The sequence below is a fragment of the Leptospiraceae bacterium genome (assembly GCA_025059995.1).
Classification (GTDB): Bacteria; Spirochaetota; Leptospiria; order Leptospirales; family Leptonemataceae; genus SKYB61.
This window is the reverse complement of record JANXCF010000004.1, coordinates 99,970-122,883: the sequence shown is the minus strand read 5'-3', so window position 1 is coordinate 122,883 and position 22,914 is coordinate 99,970. Positions and strand designations below refer to the sequence as shown.

Sequence of the window (22,914 nt, the reverse complement as noted above, 5' to 3'; positions counted from 1 at the left end):
CCATCAGGAGGAAACGTATCCAACTTACGGGTAATTTAGAAGGGCTGAGTCACAAAGAACTCAGTCAACTTAGAAGACTCACACGAAAAAAGATTGATGAAGACGTAATTGTATCAAACGACATCGCAAAAGAACTCACAATATTGTCTCAACAGCTCTTCCGACAAATAGGGATATTAGTTGATCGGAAAGGAAAGATTCATCACGTTATCGTTGGAGATGACAAACGAATTGTAATACCTGAATTGGAAAGAGAGCGCTCAGCAAGATTGAGGGAACTACGACTGATTCACACCCATCTAAAAAAAGAACCACTCACGGAAGAAGACTTATACGATTTGACCTTACTGAGGTTTGATACCATAACCGCCATCACGATAGACCGACTGGGACTTCCTGATAAGTTTTATTCTGCTAGGTTAGCTCCTGAGTCAGAAAGATATTACGAAATCTTAGAAACCGAAAAACCTGGGCAACAAAAATACAAATTCAAAGAACTTGTTGAGTTAATTGATGCTGAATTCAATCGAAATTTACAAAAAACCAAAGAGGCAGGCAACATCCCCCGAGCAATATTAGTGGGAGTTTACACATTAGAAAATCGAAAAAAGAGAAGTCCAGATCATTCCATGGCAGAACTAAAAGAATTGTGTAGAACAGCGGGAGTTATGCCGGTGGAAGTTGTGATCCAAAATCGTGATAAAATCGAAAGTAGCACGGTTATAGGAAGTGGAAAACTAAAAGAAATCACTTTTTTAGCCGTTCAGCGGAATGCCGAAATGTTAATTTTTGATAAAGAACTTACCCCGGCTCAAGCCATCAAAATTTCAAGGGAAACTGGTTTAAAAATCATCGACCGAACCCAATTGATTCTAGACATCTTTGCAAAGCATGCAAAAAGTAGGGATGGTAAACTTCAAGTGGAATTAGCTCAACTTCGTTATCTAAAGGGAAGACTCAGTGAAAAAGATGATAACATGTCTCGATTGACGGGTGGCATTGGGGGACGAGGACCAGGTGAGACAAAACTAGAAATCGGAAGACGTAGAGTAGAAGAACGAATCCATCGCTTAGAACAAGAACTAAAACGTATCAAACAAAGAAGAGAAGTCAACCGAAAAGTAAGAAAAGAAGTTGGGATTCCTTTAGTTTCAATTGTGGGTTATACAAACTCAGGAAAATCTACCTTACTCAATTCTTTGACGAATTCTCAGGTTTTTGCCGAAAATTTACTTTTTGCTACTTTAGATCCTACGACGAGACGAATTCGCTTTCCTGAGGAAAGGGAAATCATTATTGCCGATACGGTAGGATTTATTTACGATTTACCACCAGAGTTGCAGAGAGCCTTTGAAGCAACCTTAGAAGAATTACAGTTTTCGGATTTGTTGATTCATTGTGTTGATGCAAGCGATCCTTTGAGAGAACAAAAGATTCGGGATGTAAATACAATTTTAGAAAACTTAGGTCTTATGAGAATTCCACAAATTCTTGTAATGAATAAGATTGATTTGTTATCTCCTGCTGAACAAAATGAACTACAAAATTCCAAAAATATAGTTCCAATCAGTGCTTTGAAAAAGATTGGATTAGAACAACTCCTAAAAAGAATAGAACTACAATTATTTTACTCAAAAGTAGAGATGTATTGATATTAAATTTTCTTCATGAAAAACAAAGAATTCTATTTTCCTTTTGTGATTTTTCTTGGTGCTTTTTTGTTGGATAAGGTTTTCATTCTTGGGAATTTTCCTTTATATTATTTGACTACGATTTCTTTTGTTAATTTTGATCAAAAAGAAACATTACTCATAGAATTGAAGGATTATCTAAATCAAGATAAAAGAAGTAATGTTTTGGTGGTTTTGGGAAATTCTCGAACCATGGCATTTGATAATCGTTATGTGAAGTCTAAATATCCAAACTGGATTTTCTATAACTTTTCTGTTCCTGGTGGGAAGCAGGATTACTATTTATATCTTTTGGAGAAGTTTTATGAGAAAAAAGTTCAACCAGAAGCTCTTATTTTCGCACTAACTCCTCAGGCTATGAATGAAAAACCCTTGGTTTTGACGGATGAGGTCATGGTATTTGGTTTATCTTTCGATTTTATTCTTCGCAATTTTTATTTATATGATGTTAATGAAATCACTAACTACATCGGAAAAAAATTATTTGTAAGTTATCGTTTTAAACCAAAACTCAGGATCATCGGAGAGCGGCTTCATGAAGAAAAAATGTTGTATTTTGTAAATGTGATTTTAAGGACTCATGATTTATTAGAAAAGTATCAAGGAAGTATTCCTTACTTGCATGCTGAAATCCCGAACGTCACTCAAGAAGATTTACAAAAAAATGCCAATTCCATATGGCAGGATTTTTTTACTCCTTTTGTCTTTGATCCAAATGCATTCGTTTTTTTGGAAAAAAGTCTCATTCTAGCAAAGAAATTACAAATACCCAAAATTATTTTTCTTTGGCCACCAGTGAGTAGAGAGCTCCGGTATAAAAAACAAAAAGAGTTAATAGCTTTAGAAAAGACCCAAGGGATTACGATAAAAAAAACAGTTTATGAAGTTTGGACACCCAAGATGAAAGAATTAGCAAATCGATATAACGTTCAATGGTTGGATTTAAATTTTGAGTCTCCCTTGGATTGTGAATACTTCTTTGATGCAAGTCATATTTCAGCTTATTGTTATCCAGCTTATACGGATGCAATCATGAGAGTTGTGTTAAAATGAATAGGTTTTTTTTATTCACACTTATTCTTTTTTCTTTTGTTTTATTTTGTAGAACAGAATCCCCAAGAAAAGAAAAACCCATACCTTTGATTCATCAAAATTTTGAGGGTTGTGGTGAGTGTTTGGATTTAGATACTGGTAGAGTCTGCACAACCGAAGGAACGTATTATAATAGCTGTTTGGCGATTTGTAAAAGAGTAAAAATACTATGTGATGGTGAGTGCCCTTGCCCAGTTAAGGAATAGTTCTTCTTGTCGATGTTTTTATGATGAATGTTGGTTCTTTGATGGTTAAATTCAAAGGTTTTTTCGTAAATACAAAATCTTCTAATACATTTTCAACTTTTAAGAAAACCTGATAAGGAAGTAAAATAACCCCTTCGTCTTTTTTCAGATGTCGATTGGCTTCATACCCAAAAAAAATCCAATCTTCTTCTTTTTCGTAGATCCATTTCCCATACCATTCGGAAGTATAAAACTCAGGAAGAACTCGAAGGGTAGAAGCTAGAAACCATTTGGTCCATTGTGTTCGAGAGTCTTGGTGTTCTTGAGGCATTTTCCATTGGATTTGATCTTCATGTAAACTCAGCTGAAAAATCAAGTGATCACACTCCCATCCATCAATCACATACCATCTGTCTTTGAAATTGCGTTTTCCTAACACATAACATTCATCACTTTGCAGATCCAGCCATTGCTTCGAGGGATGAATAAAAACTGTTCCTTGATAAGTTTTTAGTCTTAGGTGTCCATGAACGTTCTCACTTATGATACGTAATTGGAATAACAAATGGGAAGCTCTAACACGCTGATTTTGAAAGGTATCAACATAGGTTTTTTCTAAAAATACTAACTCACCAGTAAAAGGGTTTTTATTGGGATAAAAGTAAACAGGAAAAAATATCGAAATAGTGTCTTTTTTGTCAGAGATTTTCGGAAAGATATCTTTTAATTCACCGACGTTTTTATAAGTTTCAAAGCTCGGACCAGTTGCCGTCAAGCACTGAAGAAATATCAAAACTAAACTAATGCTTTTTAGTGGAATGTGCTGAAATACGGCAAATTTTTCCATCATGGAAGAACTCAACACGTTCAATTTCAATTGTGATTCCATCGTAGATTTTCTTCTGTAATTCTACCTCTAATTGTAATCGTGCGGCTTCAAGACAACTAATTTCTTTCATAGTTTTGTCTCTTTTTTGTATAGCAGTCTCAGAAGCTTTTGCGGTGGAATGGAATTTCCATGAACCATTTTGTTTTGATACAAAAACACCGAACAAGAGTTCTTCTCTTGCTTTTGAACAAAAAGTCAATAAGAGTAAAAATATAAAAGTGATTTTTTTCAATCTTTGAGTCCTGAAAAAAGAAAGTCAAACTTCCTTTCGTACTCTTTTTCGAATCTTTCAATTTCACTTAAATGCTCTAAGGTTAACCCAATGTCATCCCAACCATTTATGAGTGATTCCTTTCGAAAAGGATCGATATCGAACCTATAAACTCTTCCATTGTCAGTAGTGATTTTCTGTTCCGGTAGATCAACTTCCAATTGTGCACCTATATGATCTTCAACATAATCAAAGAGTTCTTGAATCTGATCATTAGGCAGAGTAATCGGTAACATACCATTTTTGAAGCAATTATTATAAAAAATATCAGCAAAACTTGGAGCTATCAAAACTCGGAAACCGTAATCCAACAAAGCCCAAGGAGCATGTTCACGACTACTTCCGCAGCCAAAGTTTTCTCTTGTGAGGAGTATCGTAGCACCTTGATACCTAGCTTGATTCAAAACAAAATCAGGATTAGGGATATTACCCTCAGCATCCAGAAATCTCCAATCATGAAAGAGATGCTTCCCAAAACCAACCCGATCAATTTTTTTCAAAAATTGCTTAGGAATAATTTGATCCGTGTCTACATTTGATCTATCCAAAGGAACTACAATCCCTTTGTGTTTTATCAAAGGTTCCATATAGTCACAAGAATTTTTCGGTAATCAATGGCAATCAAAATCAATCACTCACATGTATATATTTTTTGATTTCGCTTATATTGAGTAAATGTGTCATAAGTTCTCTTTCTTTTTGGTTCATGAGCTCTTCGTCCTCTTTGCTTCTTTCGTGATCATATTGAAGCAAATGATATAAACCATGAACTAATAAACGTTGAATTTCGTAATAAAAGGAATGTTGTAGTTCTTTGGATTGTTCAATGGCTTTTTCGAAAGAAATTACAATATCACCAAGGATGGTGTAATCATGGTTAGGAATGAATTCTCCTTCTAATTGGGAAAAACTCAAAACGTCCGTTGGATCATCTTTCTTTCGATAAGTAAGATTCAGTTTTTGGATTTCTTGGTTATCGGTAACCGTGATAGAGATTTCAAAAGGTCCTTTTATGCTCTCTGTTTCTTGTATGTATTCTAAAGAATGTTTGAGGATGACTTTGATAAAATTTTTTAAATTTTTAATCGGACATTTTGGGTTTATAGAGATATCAATTCTATGTTGGATTTTTGTTTTTTTCTTTTTTTTCGTAGGTTTCGAAGGCATGGATGATTTTTTCTACAATGGGATTTCTAACTATGTCATTTTTGTTGAATTCAATTACTTTTACCTCTGGAATGGGTTTTAGGATTTCTAAAAGCTTTGCTAAGCCTGATTGACCAGGCTTTAGATCACTTTGTGTGATATCTCCACTAATACACATTTTGGAGTTTTTTCCTATCCGTGTTAAAAACATTTTTAGTTGGGATAATGTGCAATTTTGTGCTTCGTCTAGTATGATCATTGAGTCATTCAAAGTTCTTCCTCGCATGTAGGCTAAAGGAGCAACTTCAATTCGGTTTGATTGGATGAACTGAGTTGTCTTTTCGGTTCCAAGGGATTCATATAAAGAATCATATATGGGGCGTAAATAAGGATCGACTTTTTGAATGATATCCCCAGGAAGATACCCTAAGCTTTCTCCTGCTTCTACTGCAGGTCTTGTGATGATGATACGTTCAATATCACCTTTCAGAAGGAGTTTACTTGCTACAACAACACCAAGAAAGGTTTTCCCCGTTCCTGCAGGTCCTATGGCGATTGTGATGGGGTTTTGAAGTAAGGATTTTATGTATTCTTGTTGATTGATGGTTTTTGCAAATATTGGTTTTCCTCTGTGAGTTATAAAAAATTTTTCTTGTTCAATAAAGGTTTTAGTACTGGAATCATCGAAGTTATCTTGATTCGACTCGTTGTTGAAATGATTATTCTGGAATAAATTAAATAAATATTTTGCATCAAAAGTTTCAATCTCTCGATTATGTAAATAAGCCTCAAGAGTTCCAAAGAAGGCTATTGTTTTTTTAATTTTTGTTTCATCGGTTGATTGTATTATAAAAGAATCACCACGAGGTATTAATTCTACATCTAGTAATTTTTCAAGTTCTAAAAGATTCTGATCTGCTACTCCACACAATAAACGATAGAGCTTGGTATTTTCAAAAGTATAATGTTTTCTCTTTTTTATAATACTCATTTTACAAGGGTGACTCCACACAAAATTCTTTTTTTGGAATCTCGATTATGATCAATAATTTCCTTCAAATAAATATGCCCATCAAAATACTTTAAATACAACTTTACAATCGTTAAACCAATACCTAATGTAAATTCTTCTTCAAGGAATCTTTCATCGTAAAAATGATTTAATCGCATCATCGGTTCGAAAACTTGAGTTTCGTACTCCTCAGGAATTCCACTAATACCACCCATGAATTCAAGGATGTCATTAACGACACCAAATAAAATATTTTCTTTATTATCAATTAATATGATATCGATGAATGAATTTTCTGGGGAATATTTTAAAGCATTAATAAAAATTTCTTTGAAAATTACTAATAAAGCTTGATGGTTTGAAGTGATTTCTCCTTGATAGTAGAGATTTCCAATACAGAATTTTTGGTTTTTGATTTTTCTAAAAGACTCTAATTCATGTATACTTTGAAGTAAAATTTCTTGAAATTGATCGCATGATATTTTTTCAATTGGAAACGTTTTATTAAAATAATGAATGATGTTTTCTAATTTTTTGAACCAAATTTCTAGTTTATTTACATTTTCTTTTAATTTTGAGTACAAATGTTTAGGTATGGCTATTTCTTCATTATGCACTTCTTTTTTTTTTATTTCAATCAGTTCCATATAAGAGATCAAACTTCCAATGCCCAAACCTTGAAGCATAGAGTTTCGTATGTTTTCAATCAATTTCTTAGAGAAATTTGTTTGATAGATTGTTCTATGGTATTCCTTCCAGATATACCATTCGATTTGCTTTGCCCATTGGAACTCAAATTCTTTTAAATATTTATACAAGTTATTTTTTTCTTTTATATATCGTTTTGCTGCCTCAAGAGTTGTTATCATTATTTCTTTTATGTTGTTGGATAGATAAAGAATTTCAAAAATTTTTTCTTTGGGAAGTTCTAACGTAAGTCGAAATTCTTCCTCATTCTCTACTAATAAAATCATGATTGGTGTATAATTAGTATCAATCAAGGTATAGAATAGATCTTTGTTTTTTAACAATCCTTTTGCCTTTAGAGAAGTTATGATTATTTCTGGATGAATTTTATTTTGAATCAAAAGAGCGAATTGGGAAGTTGTGCAAGCGTAAACCTTGTATTTATTTTCTTTTAAAAAACTTTTGATTTCCCTTAATTGTTCAAAGTTTTCATGTATTAATAAAATTTTAAATCCTTTTTTTTTCACTTAACCCTCTAAAATTTGCTTTATAATATCTAAGAATTGAGCTGGTTTAAAAGGTTTGACAATCCAACCATCAGCTCCAGCGGCTCTTCCTTCTTGTTTTTTTGTTTCTTCTGATTCTGTTGTTAAAGTAATAATAGGGATGAACTTATCAATTTTTCGAATTTCTTTTATCATTGTAATTCCATCCATCACTGGCATGTTTATATCCGCTATCACTAAATCATATTTATTTTTTTTGAATTTTTCCAATCCATCTAAGCCGTTTTCAGCCACTGTCACTTGGTAACCAACGGACTCAAGGGTTTCTTTTACTAAGTCTCTCATGGTTTGGGAGTCGTCAACAGCCAAAATGTGAGCCATAATACCTCCTATTGTTAAAATTTTTTAAAAAATGTAACTGATTTACTAAATTCATAATACCTAGCGATCCCAAATTCACGTATAATGTAATTATCTGCTAAATTCAATAAATTTTCAGAAGAACCCAAAATCAATGTACCCTCTTGATTACGAAGTGATTGTATCATTTTGTCTATGATGATTTTTCTTTGCTCCATATCAAAATAAATCAAAACATTCCTAAAGAAAATAATATCAAAACCTGATGGATAGGGATCTTGAATCAAATTATGAACTTGAAATTGGATGTTCCTTTTTACTTCATCTTTGATTTTGAATTCCTTTTCATTGATAGCTACGAAATACTTTTGTTTAATGAACTCAGGAACACCTCTTTGAACTTCAAAATCTGTAAAGACTCCTTTTTTTGCACGTTCAATAACATCTTTACTTATATCCGTAGCCAAGATTTCGGTATAAGGAAAAAGATAGGGATGATGCTCCAGAAGAGAAATGGAAATAGAGTAAGGTTCTTGTCCATAAGAACAACCAGCTGACCATATTTTTAATGGTTTTTTTATTTGAGTTTTTGTATTTCCATGCTTTTCCATCCATTCTGGTATGATTTGTTTAACAAAAGCATCAAAAATGCTTTCATCTCGAAAGAATCTCGTTTCGTGAGTAGTAATTCGATCGACCACTTTATGATAAAATTCTAAATCATCTTTTGTTATTAATTTTAGGGCTACTTCATCGTAAGATTTTAAATTGTAATCTTTCATCAATTGATTTAATCTAGAGTCTAATAAATATTTCTTTTCTTCTGTCAGATAAACCCCCGTGAGGTTTTGGATGATATCGAAAAGTTTTTTATATTCCATGTTTAGCAAATTGTTTTTTTCAAAAAGTTAGATATCTCAATTGGAGATAAGATTTCATAAACTAGATTTTCTTCAATTGGTTTTTTTGGCATCCCGTAGACAACACAACTTTCGGGACTTTGGGCAATGGTATAGCAACCAGCACGATACATCTTTTTTATGCCTTCATAACCATCTATTCCCATTCCTGTCATAATGATACCAACAGCTTTATTGCCAAATTTTGATAATGAGTCGAAAAGAAAATCTACAGAGGGTTTGCAATTATTAATCGGTGGATCATCATAAAGCCTTGCTATATAATCGTCATTGTTCTTATCTATTCCTAAATGAAAGCCACCTGGTGCTATGTATATACAACCTTCTTCTAATATCATTTGATCTTGTGCCTCTAAGACCTTATTTTTTGAAATTTTATTCAGGGATTCAGCTAATTTTAAAGTAAAAAGAGGTGGCATGTGCTGGACTATAACAATTATTTTTTTTATTCTAGGTAGGTTTTTGACAATTTCATGTAATACAATCGGACCACCAGTTGAGATACCTATTCCAACAATTTCTATTTTACTTAAATCAAAAGAAAATCTGTTTATAAGAATTTCTTTATCTAAGAGTTTTGTTTCTTTTTTTTGTTCTTGTTTTTGTTCTTTTTGTTCTCTTTTTTTTTCAATCGATAGTTCAATGATCTTTTGAATTAAGTTTTTTTTGATATAATCAACGATTTCTTGTGGATGTGCTTTGAAATTTGGTTTGGAAACGAAATCGATAGCTCCTTCTTTTAGAGCTTCTAAGGTGACTTCAGCTCCTTCGTATGTATAAGCACTAAACATGATTATGTTGGTTTCGATATTTTGCTTTTTGATTTCTTTTATGGTTTCTATTCCGTCCATTAAAGGCATTTCATAATCTAAGATCACAAAATCAGGCTGATAAAACTTTATCCTCGGTATAGCTAATTTACCATTTGAAGCATAAGATATGATTTCAATGTTTTGTATATCAGAGAATGCTTGAAATAAAAAATTTCTCATCGTAAGAGAATCTTCGACAATCATGATTTTTATTTTGTTGCTCATCTATAGCCCCATTACGTTGATAACTAATATGGGTTCATGATTATATAAAATCGTATAATCTATATAGGGTATTAAGTTAGGGTTGATGTGCCCCTTGGAGTAATCTTTTGATTTATTATCTATTGATATGATGTCAAAAACTTCATCTACAAGTATCGATACTTTCGCTTTTTTGACGGTTAAACGAATAATCAGATTTCCTTCTTTAATACTTGTCTCTTCAAGCTGAAATAACTTTTTTAAGTTGATTAAGGTTATGATTTCACCTCTAAGGTTCGTAATCCCTTCGATATAGGATTTGAAGTTTTGGCTATCATAATGCAGTATAGTGAACTTTTCTAATAAATCAATTTCTTTACAATATTGAAGTTCAATCCCATATTTTCTTTGATTCAAATAAAAGATTAAGATTTGCATGAGTCTATGAATTCATTTTATGGTTTGCTTTATTTAATTGCAATTTTGAATTTTTCCAATGCAAGAAAATCCTATCAACATCCAGGAGAATTAAAGTTTGACCATTATGGATGGCATAGCTATCAATAATTGTCTCTTTTTCAATTTCTTTCGTAATACTATCAAATTCATCTGTGATGTTCAATATGGTCGTTGCTTGTAAGGAAATATATTCCTCATTTTGATTTCTTAATATAATTGCATAAATCGATTTCCTATCAAACATCATCATTTTGGTTTCAACATTCAAGATCTTGTTTACGTCTAATAAAGGAGTGAGGTGATTTTGGTATTTAAAAGCATGGAAATTTAATAACGTTTCAATCTCTTTGATAGGCACTTCAACAACTCTCGGTTTATTTTCTATGGATATACCATAATAATAACCTTCGGATTCAAAAATCAAATATTTTTTAGTTTGTGTTTGTTTTCTAGCTTGCTCTTGGAGACTTAGTTCAATTTCTTTTCGATTTGATTGGATATGAAAACTCTTTGCAATCCCTAAAACATCTAAAACCAAAATGGTATCACCATCTCCTAAAATAGTTCCTCCTGAATAAAAAGGAATTTCGTTGAACTCCTCGCCTAAAGGTTTTATCATCAGTTCTTCTGGGCTCAAGATATCGCTGGTTAATAAACCATAAATATGTTGATCTGTTTCTAAAAAAATCAAATATTCGAAATTTGATTTGTGTTCTATATGTTTGTTTTCATAATTAGATCGAACTATAAAGTAAGGATCGATCACGGGTATGATATAATTTCGCAATTCATACACAAGACTACCATGCAAATTAGTTAAGTATTTATGATCGATTTTTATGATTTCTCTAATCTGGTTTTGAGGGATAGCGTATTTTCGATCATAGATTTGGATTACTAAGCATGTTATAATTGATAAGGTTTGAGGTATGGTTAATATGATTGTGGTTCCTTGATCTATCTCTGTTTCAATATCAACAAAGCCTTTGATGGAACGAAGGGAATTCTTAACCACATCCATGCCAACACCACGTCCCGAACGTTCTGTGATTTTGTCAGCTGTGCTAAATCCAGGCAAAAAAATAAGATCAATAATCTCTTTTTTCGTAAACTTTTCTGCATCAGAAGGGGTAATAATATTTTTTTCTATTGCCTTTTTTACTATTTTTTGAGGATCAATTCCTCTTCCATCATCTTGAACGGTAATGATGACATTTCCTCCTCGAAAGAAAGCCTTTATGGTGATTTTTCCTTTTGGTGGTTTTCCTTTTCTGATTCTTTCTTCTTGTGTTTCGATGCCATGATCTACGGCATTTCTGATGATATGAACAATAGGATCTCGTATGGCATCAATTAAAGTTTTATCTAATTCGATCTTACCACCATCAATTTCTAAATCTATTTCTTTTTGAGTTTCTTTGGATAGTTCTCTTGCTATCCTAGGAATCCTTTCAAACAAAACGTTTAACTCTTGTAGTCTAAGTTTCATTAATTTTTCTTGAATTTGCGAGATTAACAGACTTACTTTCTTGCCTGAGCTCCATAACTCTCGGTGTTCTTTATAGGAAGTGGAAAGTCTTTGAAGTAGCTCATTCCTTGCAATAATGGATTCTCCTGCTAAGTTTATTAATTCTTCAATTAAATTTGCAGGAACTTTTAAGAATGCTTCAGTTTCCATGAATGTGGTTTCATAATAGGGTTTTTCCACTTCTTTATTCCGTTTTTCATCAGAACGAGAATCTTGGATGATGGTCTGCTTTTGATATAAAATTTTGTAAGGAATATTTTCTGGTTTGTTGACTATCCAAAAAGGGTATATATGATTTTGGAATTCTATAAAATCATGAAAGAGAATTTTGTATTTATTTTCAAAAGTTTCTATGACTTTATGATAGTTTGACAAAAGTTCATCCTCAGGTAGATTAATAATACAAAAATAAAACTCATTTTCTTTGAATTTTCTTTGCAAGTCCAAGAGAATATTGTATATCCTTTCATAATGGTTCAGATATATTGATTCGAAAGAAACTTCAGTATTTCTTTTGATTTCTTGGTTTGTTTTTAACGCTTGTGATTGAATCTTTTCTAATTGTTCGATTATATCATCAATATAAGTTTCTTTTTCGTTAGTAAGATTTTCGATCATAGATCGAATTCTGTCGATAGCTAAAAGAGAAACGTCAATAAATTCCCTTGTGATACGGATTTCGTTATTTCGAATCTTTGTTAAGATATTTTCAAATACATGTGTTAAATTTTTTACTTTCTCTAAGTCAAATAGACCTGAATTTCCTTTAATAGTGTGAATGGCTCGGAAGAGACTATGAACTAATTCTTTTTTTTCTTTCGGAAGCTCCTCCATTGAAAAATTAATATAATCTCTTTCCAACACCAAAAGGTTATTTTCTGCTATGAATAATAAATCTAATGATTCTTGAATGAAATTTTGAATTAAATTGCTCATGTTATTTTATAAATCAAACTTGTTTTTTCTAATAAGCTTTTTAATTTTTCATCTATATTTAGTTTAATTTTGATATTTCTTTGTTTTGCTTCTTTTATGAATAAAATCAAAGAAAACAAATTCTTGATTTTTATGTCACTTGCATCTATAAAATTAAGGATGATGCTGATTCCTTCCTGCAATTCGCACTCTTTGAGTATATCTTGGATTTCTCTCTTTGTCAAATCTTCATCATTAAAACTTATAACATATTTGTTATTTCCATAAAAAAAACTACTCATTTTTATCAATATCGTAATTCAAAACATTGTGGTTTATTCCTTAAGTCAAATAATTAAAAAATTATTGCTTTTAAATATAATAAAAAATATTCACAACGAGTATATGAAGTCTTTTTTTCATTTCAAGTGGATTCCCAATCTTTTTACGTTTGGTAATTTACTATTAGGTTTTTATGCAATTTTAATAACTCTAACATATCACCATAACCCTGAGTTATTGAAAGTGGCGGGATTCTTGATAATTCTTGCAGCACTTTTAGATGGGATGGATGGTTTTTTCGCAAGGTTGTTACGAGCTTCTTCTGAAATTGGAGCTCAGTTGGATAGTTTAGCCGATTTAACCACATTTGGGGTTGCACCTGCTGTGTTATTTTATAGTATTTTTTTTCAAGACATGCATGTTGGATTTCAATCATTCTCGATTCCTTTGGGGATTTTACTTGCCGGGATTTATCCAGCTTCAGCAGCTTTTCGTCTTGCAAGATTTAATGTTCATCATAGTGAAGATAGTTTCGATGGACTTCCTTCACCTATTGCGGGACTTGTTATCGCCCTGATACCTTTGATGACCTATGAATTAGAGGTTCCTATCCCTAATATTGTTTTTATTGTGATATTCTTTTTATTATCTTACCTGATGGTAAGCACCTTGAAGTATTCGAAAATTCAAGTTTCTATCTTTCGCAGATTCACTCGTTTTCGTGCTATTTTATTTTTGGTTTCTTTTTTTATGATTATGATGTTTATACATATTAAATTTGGCACAAATATATCTGCATCGGTTTTATTTATTTTGATTTTGATTTACGTTTTCTCAGGAATTATTAGTTTTGTTATCCATTTGATTCAAATCAAGAAATTATAGCTAAAAAAACATACGAATGCTTGTTTCCAATGATTGTTTTTCTTTCAAGCTGGACTGTAAAATTTTTTTATAGTAAATGTAATGAAAATCAATCGTAAAATTTTTGGATTGATATTGGTATTCAACTAAAGCTCCCAAATAACAACGATCAAAAAAAATAACATCTTTTTGCTCATCAGAGGTTTCGATGGATAGAAAATAAAATCTTTCATTTAAATCCTTATAGCTTCCATGATGGTAGATAATTCCCATTGAAAAATAATGCTTGTTTTGTTGAATGGAAACTTTTGGGATATAATTCAAGCTTTTTGGGAAAAAGACCCACTTCATACTGATCCAAAAGCCATCGTTTATAGGAAAAATAGGCTCAAAGAAAAAACTGGTTTTTTGTTTTCTTAGTTTTTTTTCTATATCTTGGCTATAAATGTTGATGCCGACAAATAGATTAATGATATCGAACTTTCCCATTGAGAATGCCAAGTCATTTTGTAAAAACATGTAATGACTCTTTTGAAACAAGTAAATAGAAGTAAAGAGATTAAGATAATTCAATTTTACTTCACTCAAAAAGGATTGGGTATTAGAAGTCTTTTTGTTTTTATAAGTATCTGAAAAATAATCATAGCGATCCCACGTTATTTTCCTCATTAGGAAAAAATCTGCCTTTTTGTTTGAGTTTTTATAATTTAAACTAACGTATCCTGATACCTCATTATTTTCTCCGTTGGTATTTATCAAGTAGAACCAATTTTGAAATTGTTTTTTAGAGAAGAGAAGCCATCGTTTTTTCTCAAAGTCATAAAGGAAAATATGATTTTCTTTTTGAATATAGAGTGCTTTTCCTTCATCTTCAAAATAAGCAAATCCGATGATGGGTAAGTTTTGAAAAAGCTCTAAGCCAATCTGATGAAACTTAAGTCTTCGCTTTATAGGAAAGTTCTTTCTGTTCGAATACTGGGACGTAAGAAAGGTGGTTGCATTCCACAAGGGATTTAAGTAAATTATCCCACCCATAAAATAGATGCGAAAGTCCTTTATTGGAAATGATAAGTCATAATTCCAAATGAACTTTTTCTGGTTTTCCCAAAAAATTCCTGTAAAAAGATGGAAACCAAAAATAGAATTTTTTAATGTGAAAAAATGATCAATCTGACTTTTTTGATGATTTTTATTTTCTATTTGATCATTAAAAGTAAACAAATTTCCGTAAGTAAAGTCTATAGTTTGTAAAGGATTTAACAAAAAAAATAAGATGGATAAATACCTCATCAATATGTTATATCTTGAAAACCAGAAAAGATTTCTAAAAGAAAAAATAGACAAAAAACAATTGTAAAATATTGCAAAAATAATTTTTTATGAGGGAACTTACTTTAGAACAAAAAATACAGAAGATAAAGATTTACTATGAAAAATATTCTCAAGAAATCATTAATTTTATCTATCGTTCTACTCAAGATTATCCATTATCGTGTGATATTTTACAAGATACTTTTGTGAATTTCCTTAAAGTATTCTCAAATAAAGCACTAATTGATGAAGAAAAAGTACGTTTTTATCTATTTCAAACAGCCAAAAACTTACTAATTAATCACTATCGAAAGTCAAAAAGAATCTTTTTCATTGACTTTCAAAATAAAACCCTTATGAAATCAGAGATGGAAGAAAAGTTAAGTCAAGAAGCTTTTTCCAATTCTGAGTTACAAGAGAATGAAAAAAAGGTTCAAAAACTCCTAAGTTTCCTTTCTATCGAAGAAAGAATTTTGATTTTACTGAGATATCATTCGAACCTCAAACTCGAAGAAATTGCCGAGTTAGAAAAAACAAGCATATCTACGATATCAAGAAGGATTGAAAAGATCGAAAAAAAACTCAAAGAGATTGCAAAGAAAGAAAAGATTTTATAGAATTCATGCAAAAAAGAGCAAATAGTTTGTTTTAATAATAAAGAAAATAAAATAAAGTTTATGCATAAGGATTTAAAACAAAATGAAACTCAAAAGAAAATAATTGAACTTTTGAAATTAGAACCTTCTATATCACCTCCACCTTTTAAGGAAGAATATTTTTTTCAAATTTTATCCGAAAAAGAGGAATATTCATTCAGTCAGTTTAGTATCAATACTTATGCTATTATAGCTTCAATATTATTCATTTTCATAATTGGATTCTTTCTATATAATACATATATTTGGAAGCCCAAGAACCTTACTACATTCATGTTAGAGAAATATAAAGAGAAAAAAGGATATAATCAGACTGCAATTAGTGGAATTATCATAAATATAAATGGTGATGTATGGATTAAGAAAAAAAACAAAAGTGAACAAAAAGTCTTTATTGGTAATTTAATAGAAATCGAAGATTTGATACAAACAAGTGATGATAGCTTTGTCGATATAATGTTTGAAGATCGTTTTCAAATAAGGGTACTTTCTAATTCTTCCTTACAAATTAATCTTCAAAATCAAGTTTGGCACATAAAGCAAAATTTCGGTAGGGCTGTCTATATGGTTAAAAAGGGCATAGATGTGCCATTACTTGTAGAAGCAAGTTCTTTTTTGGTTCGTGTTGTTGGCACTTTTTTTTATGTTGAAAATGAAAAAGATCTTCTCGTTGAAGTGGTGGAGGGAACAGTAGAAATTCTAAAGCATGATCCTAACACTAAAGAAATACAATACTTGGATAAGCTAGATAAACACGAACAAATTTTATTCGAATCAAAAAGAGAAGAATTTCAAAAAAAAGTTTCAAAAAATTCAGAGTTAGTTGTTATTTTTAGTGAAATGAGTAAGCAAGCTGAAATCTACAATAACGATGAAATTTGGGAAAGTTTATCAAAAATTCCTAATATAAAAGACAAAAAAGAAATAGAGACTCTCTACAATAGAACTTTAGAGAAGATAAAACTAATAGACGATCGAATTGTAGAAGGTATCATAGTGTCTCAACATGGTGATATTGTTATCCTTCACACAACAGATGGTGTAAAAGTAATCGAATTGGACAAGATTAAAGAAATCATTTATGAACATACTCAATGAAATTGCACTCATAGGAGGTAATAAAATGAAGAAAGCTATAACTATATTACAAATTTTCATGATGCTTGTTTATTTAGGATATTGTAAGCAAGCATCTGATAAACAAAAAGAAAAAATTACAATGCTTATTACATACTCAACAGGCGAAGTCAAAGTGATCCGCAAAGACACAAAAGGCAATGAAACCGTTCTTCCAGCAAAAGTAGGAATGTTAGTGTATGAAAATGACATCATTAGAACTGAAAATGGAAAGATTGATCTTCAAATGAAAACAGGTTCTGTAATTAGAATAAAAGAAATGACTGAAATATCCATTGCCTCTTTGGCAACTCAAGCAGGTGGAGATAACAAATTGGTAGTGGATCATGGAAGTGTGATAGCGAGTGTCAAACGTTCTTCTGATAAAGAAGGATTCAAAATTGCTACACCGACAGCTATTGCGGGTGTTCGTGGAACAGTTTTTGTCGTTGAAGTTGATCCATTTGAAAAAACAAGTTCTGTTCAAGTTGTTGAAGGAAAAGTTGCACTAAAGCCTCGAATCTTAGCTTTAGAAAAAGCTTCTGCAGATGAGATCCAAAAGAAATCAGAACTTGCGGCTCTGAAAAGACTTGAAGAAAATGAGATTGTGATTGAAAAAAATCAAGCAGGTCGTCTCAATCCTGAAATTGAAAGAAAAATCGTAAAAGTTAATGAAAAAGTTGAAAAAGCAGAAAATATTGAAGTAGTCTTAAAAGAAAAAGAAGTTCAAGAACTTGCAAAAGTGGAACCTCAGAAAGTTGCTGAAGTAAAAGCATTTGAACCTTCTCAAGAATTATTGATAGAAAAAGAAACATTAGTAAGATTAAATACTGAAGAATTTTCTCAAGTAGAACAAGGAAAAGATGTAGATAAAATCCTTCAACAGAAAGAACAAGAAATGAAACTAAAGCAAGAAGAAATACTTAAGAAAATTGAAGAGGAAGCATCAAAAAAAGAATTAAAAACTGAAAAAGAAATTCAAAGACATTACAACAAATTAGAAATCATTACCTTGCATGATGGAAGAAAAATCACAGGAGCTGTGATTGCTCAAACCGATGATATTCTGGTTATCCATACGGCTAAAGGTATCATCAGAGTCAAAAAAGAGGAAGTAGAGTCACAAGAATTTAAATAAAATAGCGCCATCGAGCGCTATTTTTTTGGATAGTGGAAAATATAAACCCTTCAATTTTCAGACCTACAAGAATTTGTATATGCTTAGGTTTAACTAGAGAAGATTTAATTGACGCAATACGAAGATATCAAATCCTAAACTTCGAAGAATTACAAAAATACACAAAATGTTCCACAGGTTGTGGAACTTGTGAAGACGAAATAAAACACTTTTTAGAGCAATTTAAGTCAGCTACAAATTCATAATTTCATTTACATTATGAAAGTTAAAATTTTTTTTAAATTGATTCAGTTGTTCTTTATATGGATTGGAAATTTTATTTTATTCAAGGCGGTCCAGTTGTATGGTTTTTGATGTTTCTTTTTTTGGTGGTTATTATCATTATGATCGAGAGATACTTGTTCTACAAAAGCTATCAAAATTTTACAAATCTAATCAAAAGGAAACTTCAAGAAAATAAAATTGACATTTCTAAGACACATAATGAAATTTCTACGCTATTAACTTATGAAAAAATTCCTTATCTAAAAAATTGGTTTTCTGTTTTTAATCATATAGAAGAGTATCTTAAATCTTCGAATTCTTTGTCAATGGATGTAGAAGAATTAAAAAAGCAACTTATCTATCAAGATTACAAATACTTGGAAAGATATTTGATTTACCTAGCCACACTTGGAAACCTTAGTCCTTTTATTGGTTTATTAGGAACCGTGTTGGGAATTATTCGTTCGTTTGCGAATTTGGGTGATGCGAATATCCAAGAAATTAATAAAGGGATCGCAGAAGCATTAGTGGCTACGGCTTTGGGATTACTTGTTGCTATACCATCATCTTTTGGTTATAATTTGTTTAGAAAAAAAGTTGATGATATTATATCTGATATAGATTATATTTTTAGCTTATTAAAACAAAAACGATGAGTAACGGAATCCAAAAACCGAAAGAATACATAAGTACTATCAACATCACTCCCTTTACAGATGTTATCTTAGTTTTGCTAATCATTTTTATGATATCTATACCCAATATTTATCTCACTTCTTATCAGATTCGATTACCGAAGGGCACAAGTGATACTACTTTGAAGTCTTATACAGAAATCATAGCAATTGATCAAAATGGAAATATTTATTATAAAAACAGACTCATAAACAAAACTGAATTAGAAGGTTTTTTTTTCCAAAAGAGTGAACAAGAAAAAAAACAGTCAGTGATTTTAATCAATGCAGACCAAAACACAAAACATGGTCAAGTTGTTGAGATCATCAGTTTATTAAAAGATTTAGGTTATGCCAACGTCCACATTGGAATATCAAAGTAAGGCAATCTATCAGTATTTAGTATTTAGTATTATTAGTTTTGTTTTTTTTGGTTTGCTATTATATTTAAAATCAAACGTATTTCTATATTATCTATTTTATTTAGTTTTTCCGATTCTGTTTTATATATATTATACCTTTCATAGATACAAAGAAAAATTTCTTACCTATAATCGAATCATAATTTTGATTTTTTTTCTTCCAATATCAATTGTTCTTTTTTTTTATCCTTATTCGTTTTATTTCTTTTTTTTTGGTATGTTTATTTTGATCTTACAACACTATCATTGGAAATTCTTTATTTTTTTTAATATTTTGTTTTTCTTTGGAATTTTGTTTTTGTTCACAATTCACGGAGAGTTCGATATGAAATTTTTTATTATAAAAAGCTTAGAAATCCTAACTTTGGAATTGTTGTTAGTGATTATTAAATTATTAGAAGTGAAAACAAAAGAATTATGATTTGACAAATCTCCTTTCAATGAATTATTGTGTAAACTTAACAAGGAGAAATGGTATGTATCAAGAAACTTTATGCTTACATGCTGGTCAGGTTCCTGATCCCACAACGAAGTCAAGAGCTGTCCCCATATATCAAACTACTTCGTATGTATTTGATAGTGTCGAACATGCTGCTAACTTATTCTCACTAAAAGAATTTGGAAACATATACACAAGAATTATGAATCCAACTACTGATGTATTGGAAAAACGAGTTGCAGCCTTGGAAGGTGGTGTTGGGGCATTGGCTACCTCTTCGGGTCAGGCTGCCATCACTATCTCTATTTTGAATATTTGTAATGCTGGAGATGAAATTGTATCATCAAGTAGTTTATATGGAGGAACATATAATTTATTTCATTATACTTTACCACAAATAGGAATTAAGGTTCATTTTGTTGATCCAGAAGATCCAGAAAATTTTCGAAAAGCCATAACACCAAAAACAAAATTGATTTTTGCGGAAACTATGGGAAATCCAGGATTAGATATATTGGATTTCGAAGCAGTAAGTTCCATTGCTCATGAACACCAAATCCCTTTAATTATTGATAATACTGTGCCTACTCCTTATCTTTGTCGTCCTTTTGATTTTGGAGCAGATATTATTGTGCATTCAACAACAAAATTCATTGGAGGACATGGCACATCCATTGGTGGGATAATTGTGGATTCTGGTAAATTCGCGTGGAATCAAGGGAAGCATCCAATGATGACTGAACCCGATCCCTCCTATCATGGTCTTCGCTACTGGGATACGTTTGGAAAGTTTGAACCTTTCGGTGGAGTCAATATTGCTTACATTATCAAAGCAAGGATTCAATGGCTTCGAGATGTGGGAGTAAGCATGAGCCCTTTCAATGCTTGGTTATTCTTGCAAGGACTTGAGACCCTCCATCTACGTATGGAACGTCATAGCCAAAATGCACTAAGAGTAGCTGAGTTTTTAAAATCTCATCCAAAAGTAAAAAAAGTAATCTATCCTGGCTTAGAAGATCATCCCACTTATTATCTAGCAAAAAAATATTTCCACCGTGGGTTATATGGAGCTCTGGTGGGTTTTGAACTTCATGGTGGAGTTGAACAAGGAAAAAGGTTCATTAATAACTTAAAGTTGATATCTCATTTAGCAAATATTGGGGATGCAAAATCCTTAGCCATTCATCCAGCTTCTACCACACATTCCCAGTTAACCGAAGAAGAACAACTATCCGCAAGAGTCACACCTTCTTTTATTCGTTTATCAGTAGGACTTGAGGCTTATGAGGACATTGAAAATGATATTAAACAAGCATTAGACAAGGTATAAAATGCCAAAGAAATATTCATCAGATATTGGTTTTGTTTCAACAAAGACAGTAAGACTTCCAGGTTTTACAACTTATTTTGGTCATACCTTCCCTTACGTTGATATTAACTATTTAACTTTGGGAACATTGAATGAGTCGAAAAACAATGTGATTTTAGTAGCCCATGCTCTTTCTGGAAATGCCCTAGTTGCAGGAATGGATGAGCAAACAGGAGCAGTGGGATGGTGGGAAGATTATGTTGGTCCGGGAAAGGCAATTGATACCAACAAATTCTATGTAATTTGTTCCAACGTCATAGGTGGATGTAATGGTTCTACGGGTCCAACGTCCATCAATCCTGAGACAAATCAGCCTTATAACATGAGTTTCCCCCCCATTACCATTCAAGATATGGTAAAAGCTCAGGCTTTATTGTTGGATTATTTGGGGATACAAAAATTATTTGCTGTTATTGGTGGTTCTATGGGAGGAATGCAGGCTTTAACATGGGCTCTCCATTATCCTGATCTAGTTCACCTTTGCATTCCGATTGCAACTTGCATGGCGCATAATGCCATGCAGATAGCATTTAATGAAGTAGGACGTCAAGCAATCATGTCAGATCCCAATTGGAATCAAGGTAATTATACGCCTGACAAAAGACCTGAGCATGGATTAGCCGTAGCCAGAATGATAGGTCATATTACGTATCTAAGCGCAGAAATCATGGAAAAAAAATTCGGTAGGAAAATCCAACGTAATCCTCTGCCAACGGATATATTTCCTGTGTTTTTTTCGGTTGAAAGTTATTTACATTATCAAGGTGAAAGTTTTGTGAAGCGTTTTGATCCAAATTCTTATCTTTATATCACTAAAGCATTGGATATGTTTGATTGGTTTCAGGGAATTGAAAACCCCGAAGATGCCTTAGATAAAATCAAAAGCAAATTTTTAGTGATTAGTTTTGACTCTGATTGGTTATATCCACCAGAACAATCCAAACAAATTGTTCGTCTTTTAAAAAGAGCAAACAAATCCGTAACCTATATGAACTTAAACACAAACTATGGACATGATTCCTTTTTGATCCCAAATAAAGAATTATCCACTGTTATTGCTTCCTTTTTGGATTTGGAATTTAATCTATACTCTAAGATGGGAGAAACCCTTCATGCTCTATGAATCCCTCTACAAAAGAGTAAAAGAATGGATACCCGAAAAATCAAAGGTTTTGGATTTAGGAACCGGAGATGGTACCTTTCTGAAAGAGCTGATTGTTGAAAAAAACGTTATTGGCGAAGGTGTGGAAATCAACCCCGAATATGTATCTTTGTGCATCCAAAAAGGTCTTGTCGTGCATCAAGGTGATATCATGGATGGTTTAGATCAATATGATGATTTGTCTTTTGATTTTATTTTACTTTTAGGAACCATTCAGGAGCTCAAAGATCCTAACAAAATCTTAGATGAGGTATTTCGAGTTGGGAAAAATCTCATCATCGCTTATAGTAACTTTGCCCACTGGTTTATACGATATCAATTGATGTTTTTGGGAAGAACCCCCATAACTCCATCTATGCCACTTCCTTGGTATAAGACACCAAATATTCATTCTTTTTCAATTAAAGATTTTCATGATTTTTGTCAGGAACGTAAATTTAAAATTATCAAAGAAGCTTTTTTTGATAAACATGGAGAGGTTCGTTGGTTTCCCAATTTATTTGCCGAACAAGCAATTGCTTTGATTGTAAAAAATTGATT

Annotated in this window: 27 protein-coding genes; 14 read left to right on the top strand and 13 right to left on the bottom strand. The window is 31.7% G+C overall.

All coding sequences use genetic code 11. The features are described from left to right. Nucleotides 1–2: 2 nt before the first annotated feature. From hflX to NZ853_07160, 3 genes are read left to right on the top strand one after another with little or no spacing between them, the layout of a single operon-like run. Nucleotides 3–1,652, top strand: coding sequence for a GTPase HflX (gene hflX / locus NZ853_07170; protein ID MCS7205460.1), 1,650 nt, complete (start codon nucleotides 3–5; stop codon nucleotides 1,650–1,652). A gap of 15 nt (nucleotides 1,653–1,667) precedes the next feature. Beyond that, complete coding sequence (locus NZ853_07165; protein MCS7205459.1) at nucleotides 1,668–2,744, top strand: DUF1574 domain-containing protein; 1,077 nt, start codon at nucleotides 1,668–1,670, stop codon at nucleotides 2,742–2,744. Then, nucleotides 2,741–2,989: a hypothetical protein gene (locus tag NZ853_07160; protein MCS7205458.1), complete on the top strand. Its 249-nt coding sequence runs from the start codon at nucleotides 2,741–2,743 to the stop codon at nucleotides 2,987–2,989. Before NZ853_07165 ends, NZ853_07160 begins: the two co-directional genes overlap by 4 nt. Here the strand turns inward: NZ853_07160 and NZ853_07155 are convergent. The 12 genes from NZ853_07155 to NZ853_07100 are packed head-to-tail and all read right to left on the bottom strand — an operon-like array spanning nucleotide 2,979 to nucleotide 12,979. Next, nucleotides 2,979–3,818, bottom strand: a complete 840-nt coding sequence (locus NZ853_07155) for a hypothetical protein (protein ID MCS7205457.1) — start codon at nucleotides 3,816–3,818, stop codon at nucleotides 2,979–2,981. The two genes, NZ853_07160 and NZ853_07155, sit on opposite strands and share 11 nt — an antisense overlap. Beyond that, entirely contained in the window at nucleotides 3,769–4,056 is a 288-nt protein-coding gene (locus NZ853_07150; GenBank protein MCS7205456.1) for a hypothetical protein, read from the bottom strand. The genes NZ853_07155 and NZ853_07150 overlap by 50 nt, the downstream gene beginning before the upstream one ends. A gap of 29 nt (nucleotides 4,057–4,085) precedes the next feature. Then, entirely contained in the window at nucleotides 4,086–4,715 is a 630-nt protein-coding gene (leuD, locus tag NZ853_07145) for a 3-isopropylmalate dehydratase small subunit (protein MCS7205455.1), read from the bottom strand. A gap of 40 nt (nucleotides 4,716–4,755) precedes the next feature. Next, complete coding sequence (gene ybeY / locus NZ853_07140) at nucleotides 4,756–5,295, bottom strand: rRNA maturation RNase YbeY (protein MCS7205454.1); 540 nt, start codon at nucleotides 5,293–5,295, stop codon at nucleotides 4,756–4,758. Continuing rightward, complete coding sequence (locus tag NZ853_07135; protein MCS7205453.1) at nucleotides 5,246–6,265, bottom strand: PhoH family protein; 1,020 nt, start codon at nucleotides 6,263–6,265, stop codon at nucleotides 5,246–5,248. Before NZ853_07135 ends, ybeY begins: the two co-directional genes overlap by 50 nt. Next, on the bottom strand, nucleotides 6,262–7,500 hold the full coding sequence (locus tag NZ853_07130; protein ID MCS7205452.1) for a hypothetical protein: 1,239 nt from the start codon (nucleotides 7,498–7,500) through the stop codon (nucleotides 6,262–6,264). Before NZ853_07130 ends, NZ853_07135 begins: the two co-directional genes overlap by 4 nt. Then, entirely contained in the window at nucleotides 7,501–7,860 is a 360-nt protein-coding gene (locus NZ853_07125) for a response regulator (protein MCS7205451.1), read from the bottom strand. A gap of 14 nt (nucleotides 7,861–7,874) precedes the next feature. Further along, nucleotides 7,875–8,720 (bottom strand): protein-glutamate O-methyltransferase CheR, encoded by an 846-nt coding sequence (locus tag NZ853_07120; protein MCS7205450.1) that lies wholly within the window; start codon nucleotides 8,718–8,720, stop codon nucleotides 7,875–7,877. A gap of 2 nt (nucleotides 8,721–8,722) precedes the next feature. Further along, nucleotides 8,723–9,796: a chemotaxis-specific protein-glutamate methyltransferase CheB gene (cheB, locus tag NZ853_07115; GenBank protein MCS7205449.1), complete on the bottom strand. Its 1,074-nt coding sequence runs from the start codon at nucleotides 9,794–9,796 to the stop codon at nucleotides 8,723–8,725. Further along, nucleotides 9,797–10,213: a chemotaxis protein CheW gene (locus tag NZ853_07110; GenBank protein MCS7205448.1), complete on the bottom strand. Its 417-nt coding sequence runs from the start codon at nucleotides 10,211–10,213 to the stop codon at nucleotides 9,797–9,799. It abuts the gene before it with no gap. Between the two features lie 4 nt (nucleotides 10,214–10,217). After that, a complete protein-coding gene (locus NZ853_07105; protein ID MCS7205447.1) occupies nucleotides 10,218–12,698 on the bottom strand; it encodes a chemotaxis protein CheA in 2,481 nt (826 codons plus the stop codon). Further along, nucleotides 12,695–12,979, bottom strand: a complete 285-nt coding sequence (locus NZ853_07100) for a hypothetical protein (protein ID MCS7205446.1) — start codon at nucleotides 12,977–12,979, stop codon at nucleotides 12,695–12,697. Before NZ853_07100 ends, NZ853_07105 begins: the two co-directional genes overlap by 4 nt. A 103-nt stretch (nucleotides 12,980–13,082) precedes the next feature. Here NZ853_07100 and pssA point away from each other — a divergent pair, with 103 nt between their 5' ends. Next, on the top strand, nucleotides 13,083–13,844 hold the full coding sequence (gene pssA / locus NZ853_07095) for a CDP-diacylglycerol--serine O-phosphatidyltransferase (protein ID MCS7205445.1): 762 nt from the start codon (nucleotides 13,083–13,085) through the stop codon (nucleotides 13,842–13,844). Here pssA and NZ853_07090 read toward each other — a convergent pair whose 3' ends face one another. Beyond that, nucleotides 13,845–15,113 (bottom strand): hypothetical protein, encoded by a 1,269-nt coding sequence (locus NZ853_07090; protein MCS7205444.1) that lies wholly within the window; start codon nucleotides 15,111–15,113, stop codon nucleotides 13,845–13,847. An 89-nt stretch (nucleotides 15,114–15,202) separates the two neighbouring features. Between NZ853_07090 and NZ853_07085 the strand changes: the two genes are divergently transcribed. From NZ853_07085 to metW, 10 genes are all read left to right on the top strand, one after another. Beyond that, nucleotides 15,203–15,751, top strand: coding sequence for an RNA polymerase sigma factor (locus tag NZ853_07085; GenBank protein ID MCS7205443.1), 549 nt, complete (start codon nucleotides 15,203–15,205; stop codon nucleotides 15,749–15,751). 312 nt (nucleotides 15,752–16,063) lie between these two features. Further along, on the top strand, nucleotides 16,064–16,888 hold the full coding sequence (locus NZ853_07080; protein ID MCS7205442.1) for a FecR domain-containing protein: 825 nt from the start codon (nucleotides 16,064–16,066) through the stop codon (nucleotides 16,886–16,888). 25 nt (nucleotides 16,889–16,913) lie between these two features. Further along, nucleotides 16,914–18,044: a FecR domain-containing protein gene (locus NZ853_07075; GenBank protein MCS7205441.1), complete on the top strand. Its 1,131-nt coding sequence runs from the start codon at nucleotides 16,914–16,916 to the stop codon at nucleotides 18,042–18,044. 32 nt (nucleotides 18,045–18,076) lie between these two features. Further along, nucleotides 18,077–18,289, top strand: coding sequence for a (2Fe-2S)-binding protein (locus NZ853_07070; protein MCS7205440.1), 213 nt, complete (start codon nucleotides 18,077–18,079; stop codon nucleotides 18,287–18,289). A 57-nt stretch (nucleotides 18,290–18,346) separates the two neighbouring features. After that, the gene (locus NZ853_07065) at nucleotides 18,347–18,964 is read left to right on the top strand and encodes a MotA/TolQ/ExbB proton channel family protein (GenBank protein ID MCS7205439.1); all 618 of its coding nucleotides are present in this window, start codon (nucleotides 18,347–18,349) and stop codon (nucleotides 18,962–18,964) included. Continuing rightward, the gene (locus NZ853_07060) at nucleotides 18,961–19,365 is read left to right on the top strand and encodes a biopolymer transporter ExbD (protein MCS7205438.1); all 405 of its coding nucleotides are present in this window, start codon (nucleotides 18,961–18,963) and stop codon (nucleotides 19,363–19,365) included. Before NZ853_07065 ends, NZ853_07060 begins: the two co-directional genes overlap by 4 nt. Beyond that, complete coding sequence (locus NZ853_07055; protein ID MCS7205437.1) at nucleotides 19,334–19,825, top strand: hypothetical protein; 492 nt, start codon at nucleotides 19,334–19,336, stop codon at nucleotides 19,823–19,825. The genes NZ853_07060 and NZ853_07055 overlap by 32 nt, the downstream gene beginning before the upstream one ends. A 55-nt stretch (nucleotides 19,826–19,880) precedes the next feature. Further along, nucleotides 19,881–21,173: an O-acetylhomoserine aminocarboxypropyltransferase/cysteine synthase gene (locus NZ853_07050; protein MCS7205436.1), complete on the top strand. Its 1,293-nt coding sequence runs from the start codon at nucleotides 19,881–19,883 to the stop codon at nucleotides 21,171–21,173. Nucleotide 21,174: 1 nt separating this feature from the next. Further along, nucleotides 21,175–22,335 carry a homoserine O-acetyltransferase gene (locus NZ853_07045; protein MCS7205435.1) on the top strand — a complete coding sequence of 387 codons (1,161 nt, stop codon included), beginning with the start codon at nucleotides 21,175–21,177 and terminating at the stop codon, nucleotides 22,333–22,335. Beyond that, nucleotides 22,325–22,912 carry a methionine biosynthesis protein MetW gene (gene metW / locus NZ853_07040; protein ID MCS7205434.1) on the top strand — a complete coding sequence of 196 codons (588 nt, stop codon included), beginning with the start codon at nucleotides 22,325–22,327 and terminating at the stop codon, nucleotides 22,910–22,912. Before NZ853_07045 ends, metW begins: the two co-directional genes overlap by 11 nt. Nucleotides 22,913–22,914 lie beyond the last annotated feature (2 nt).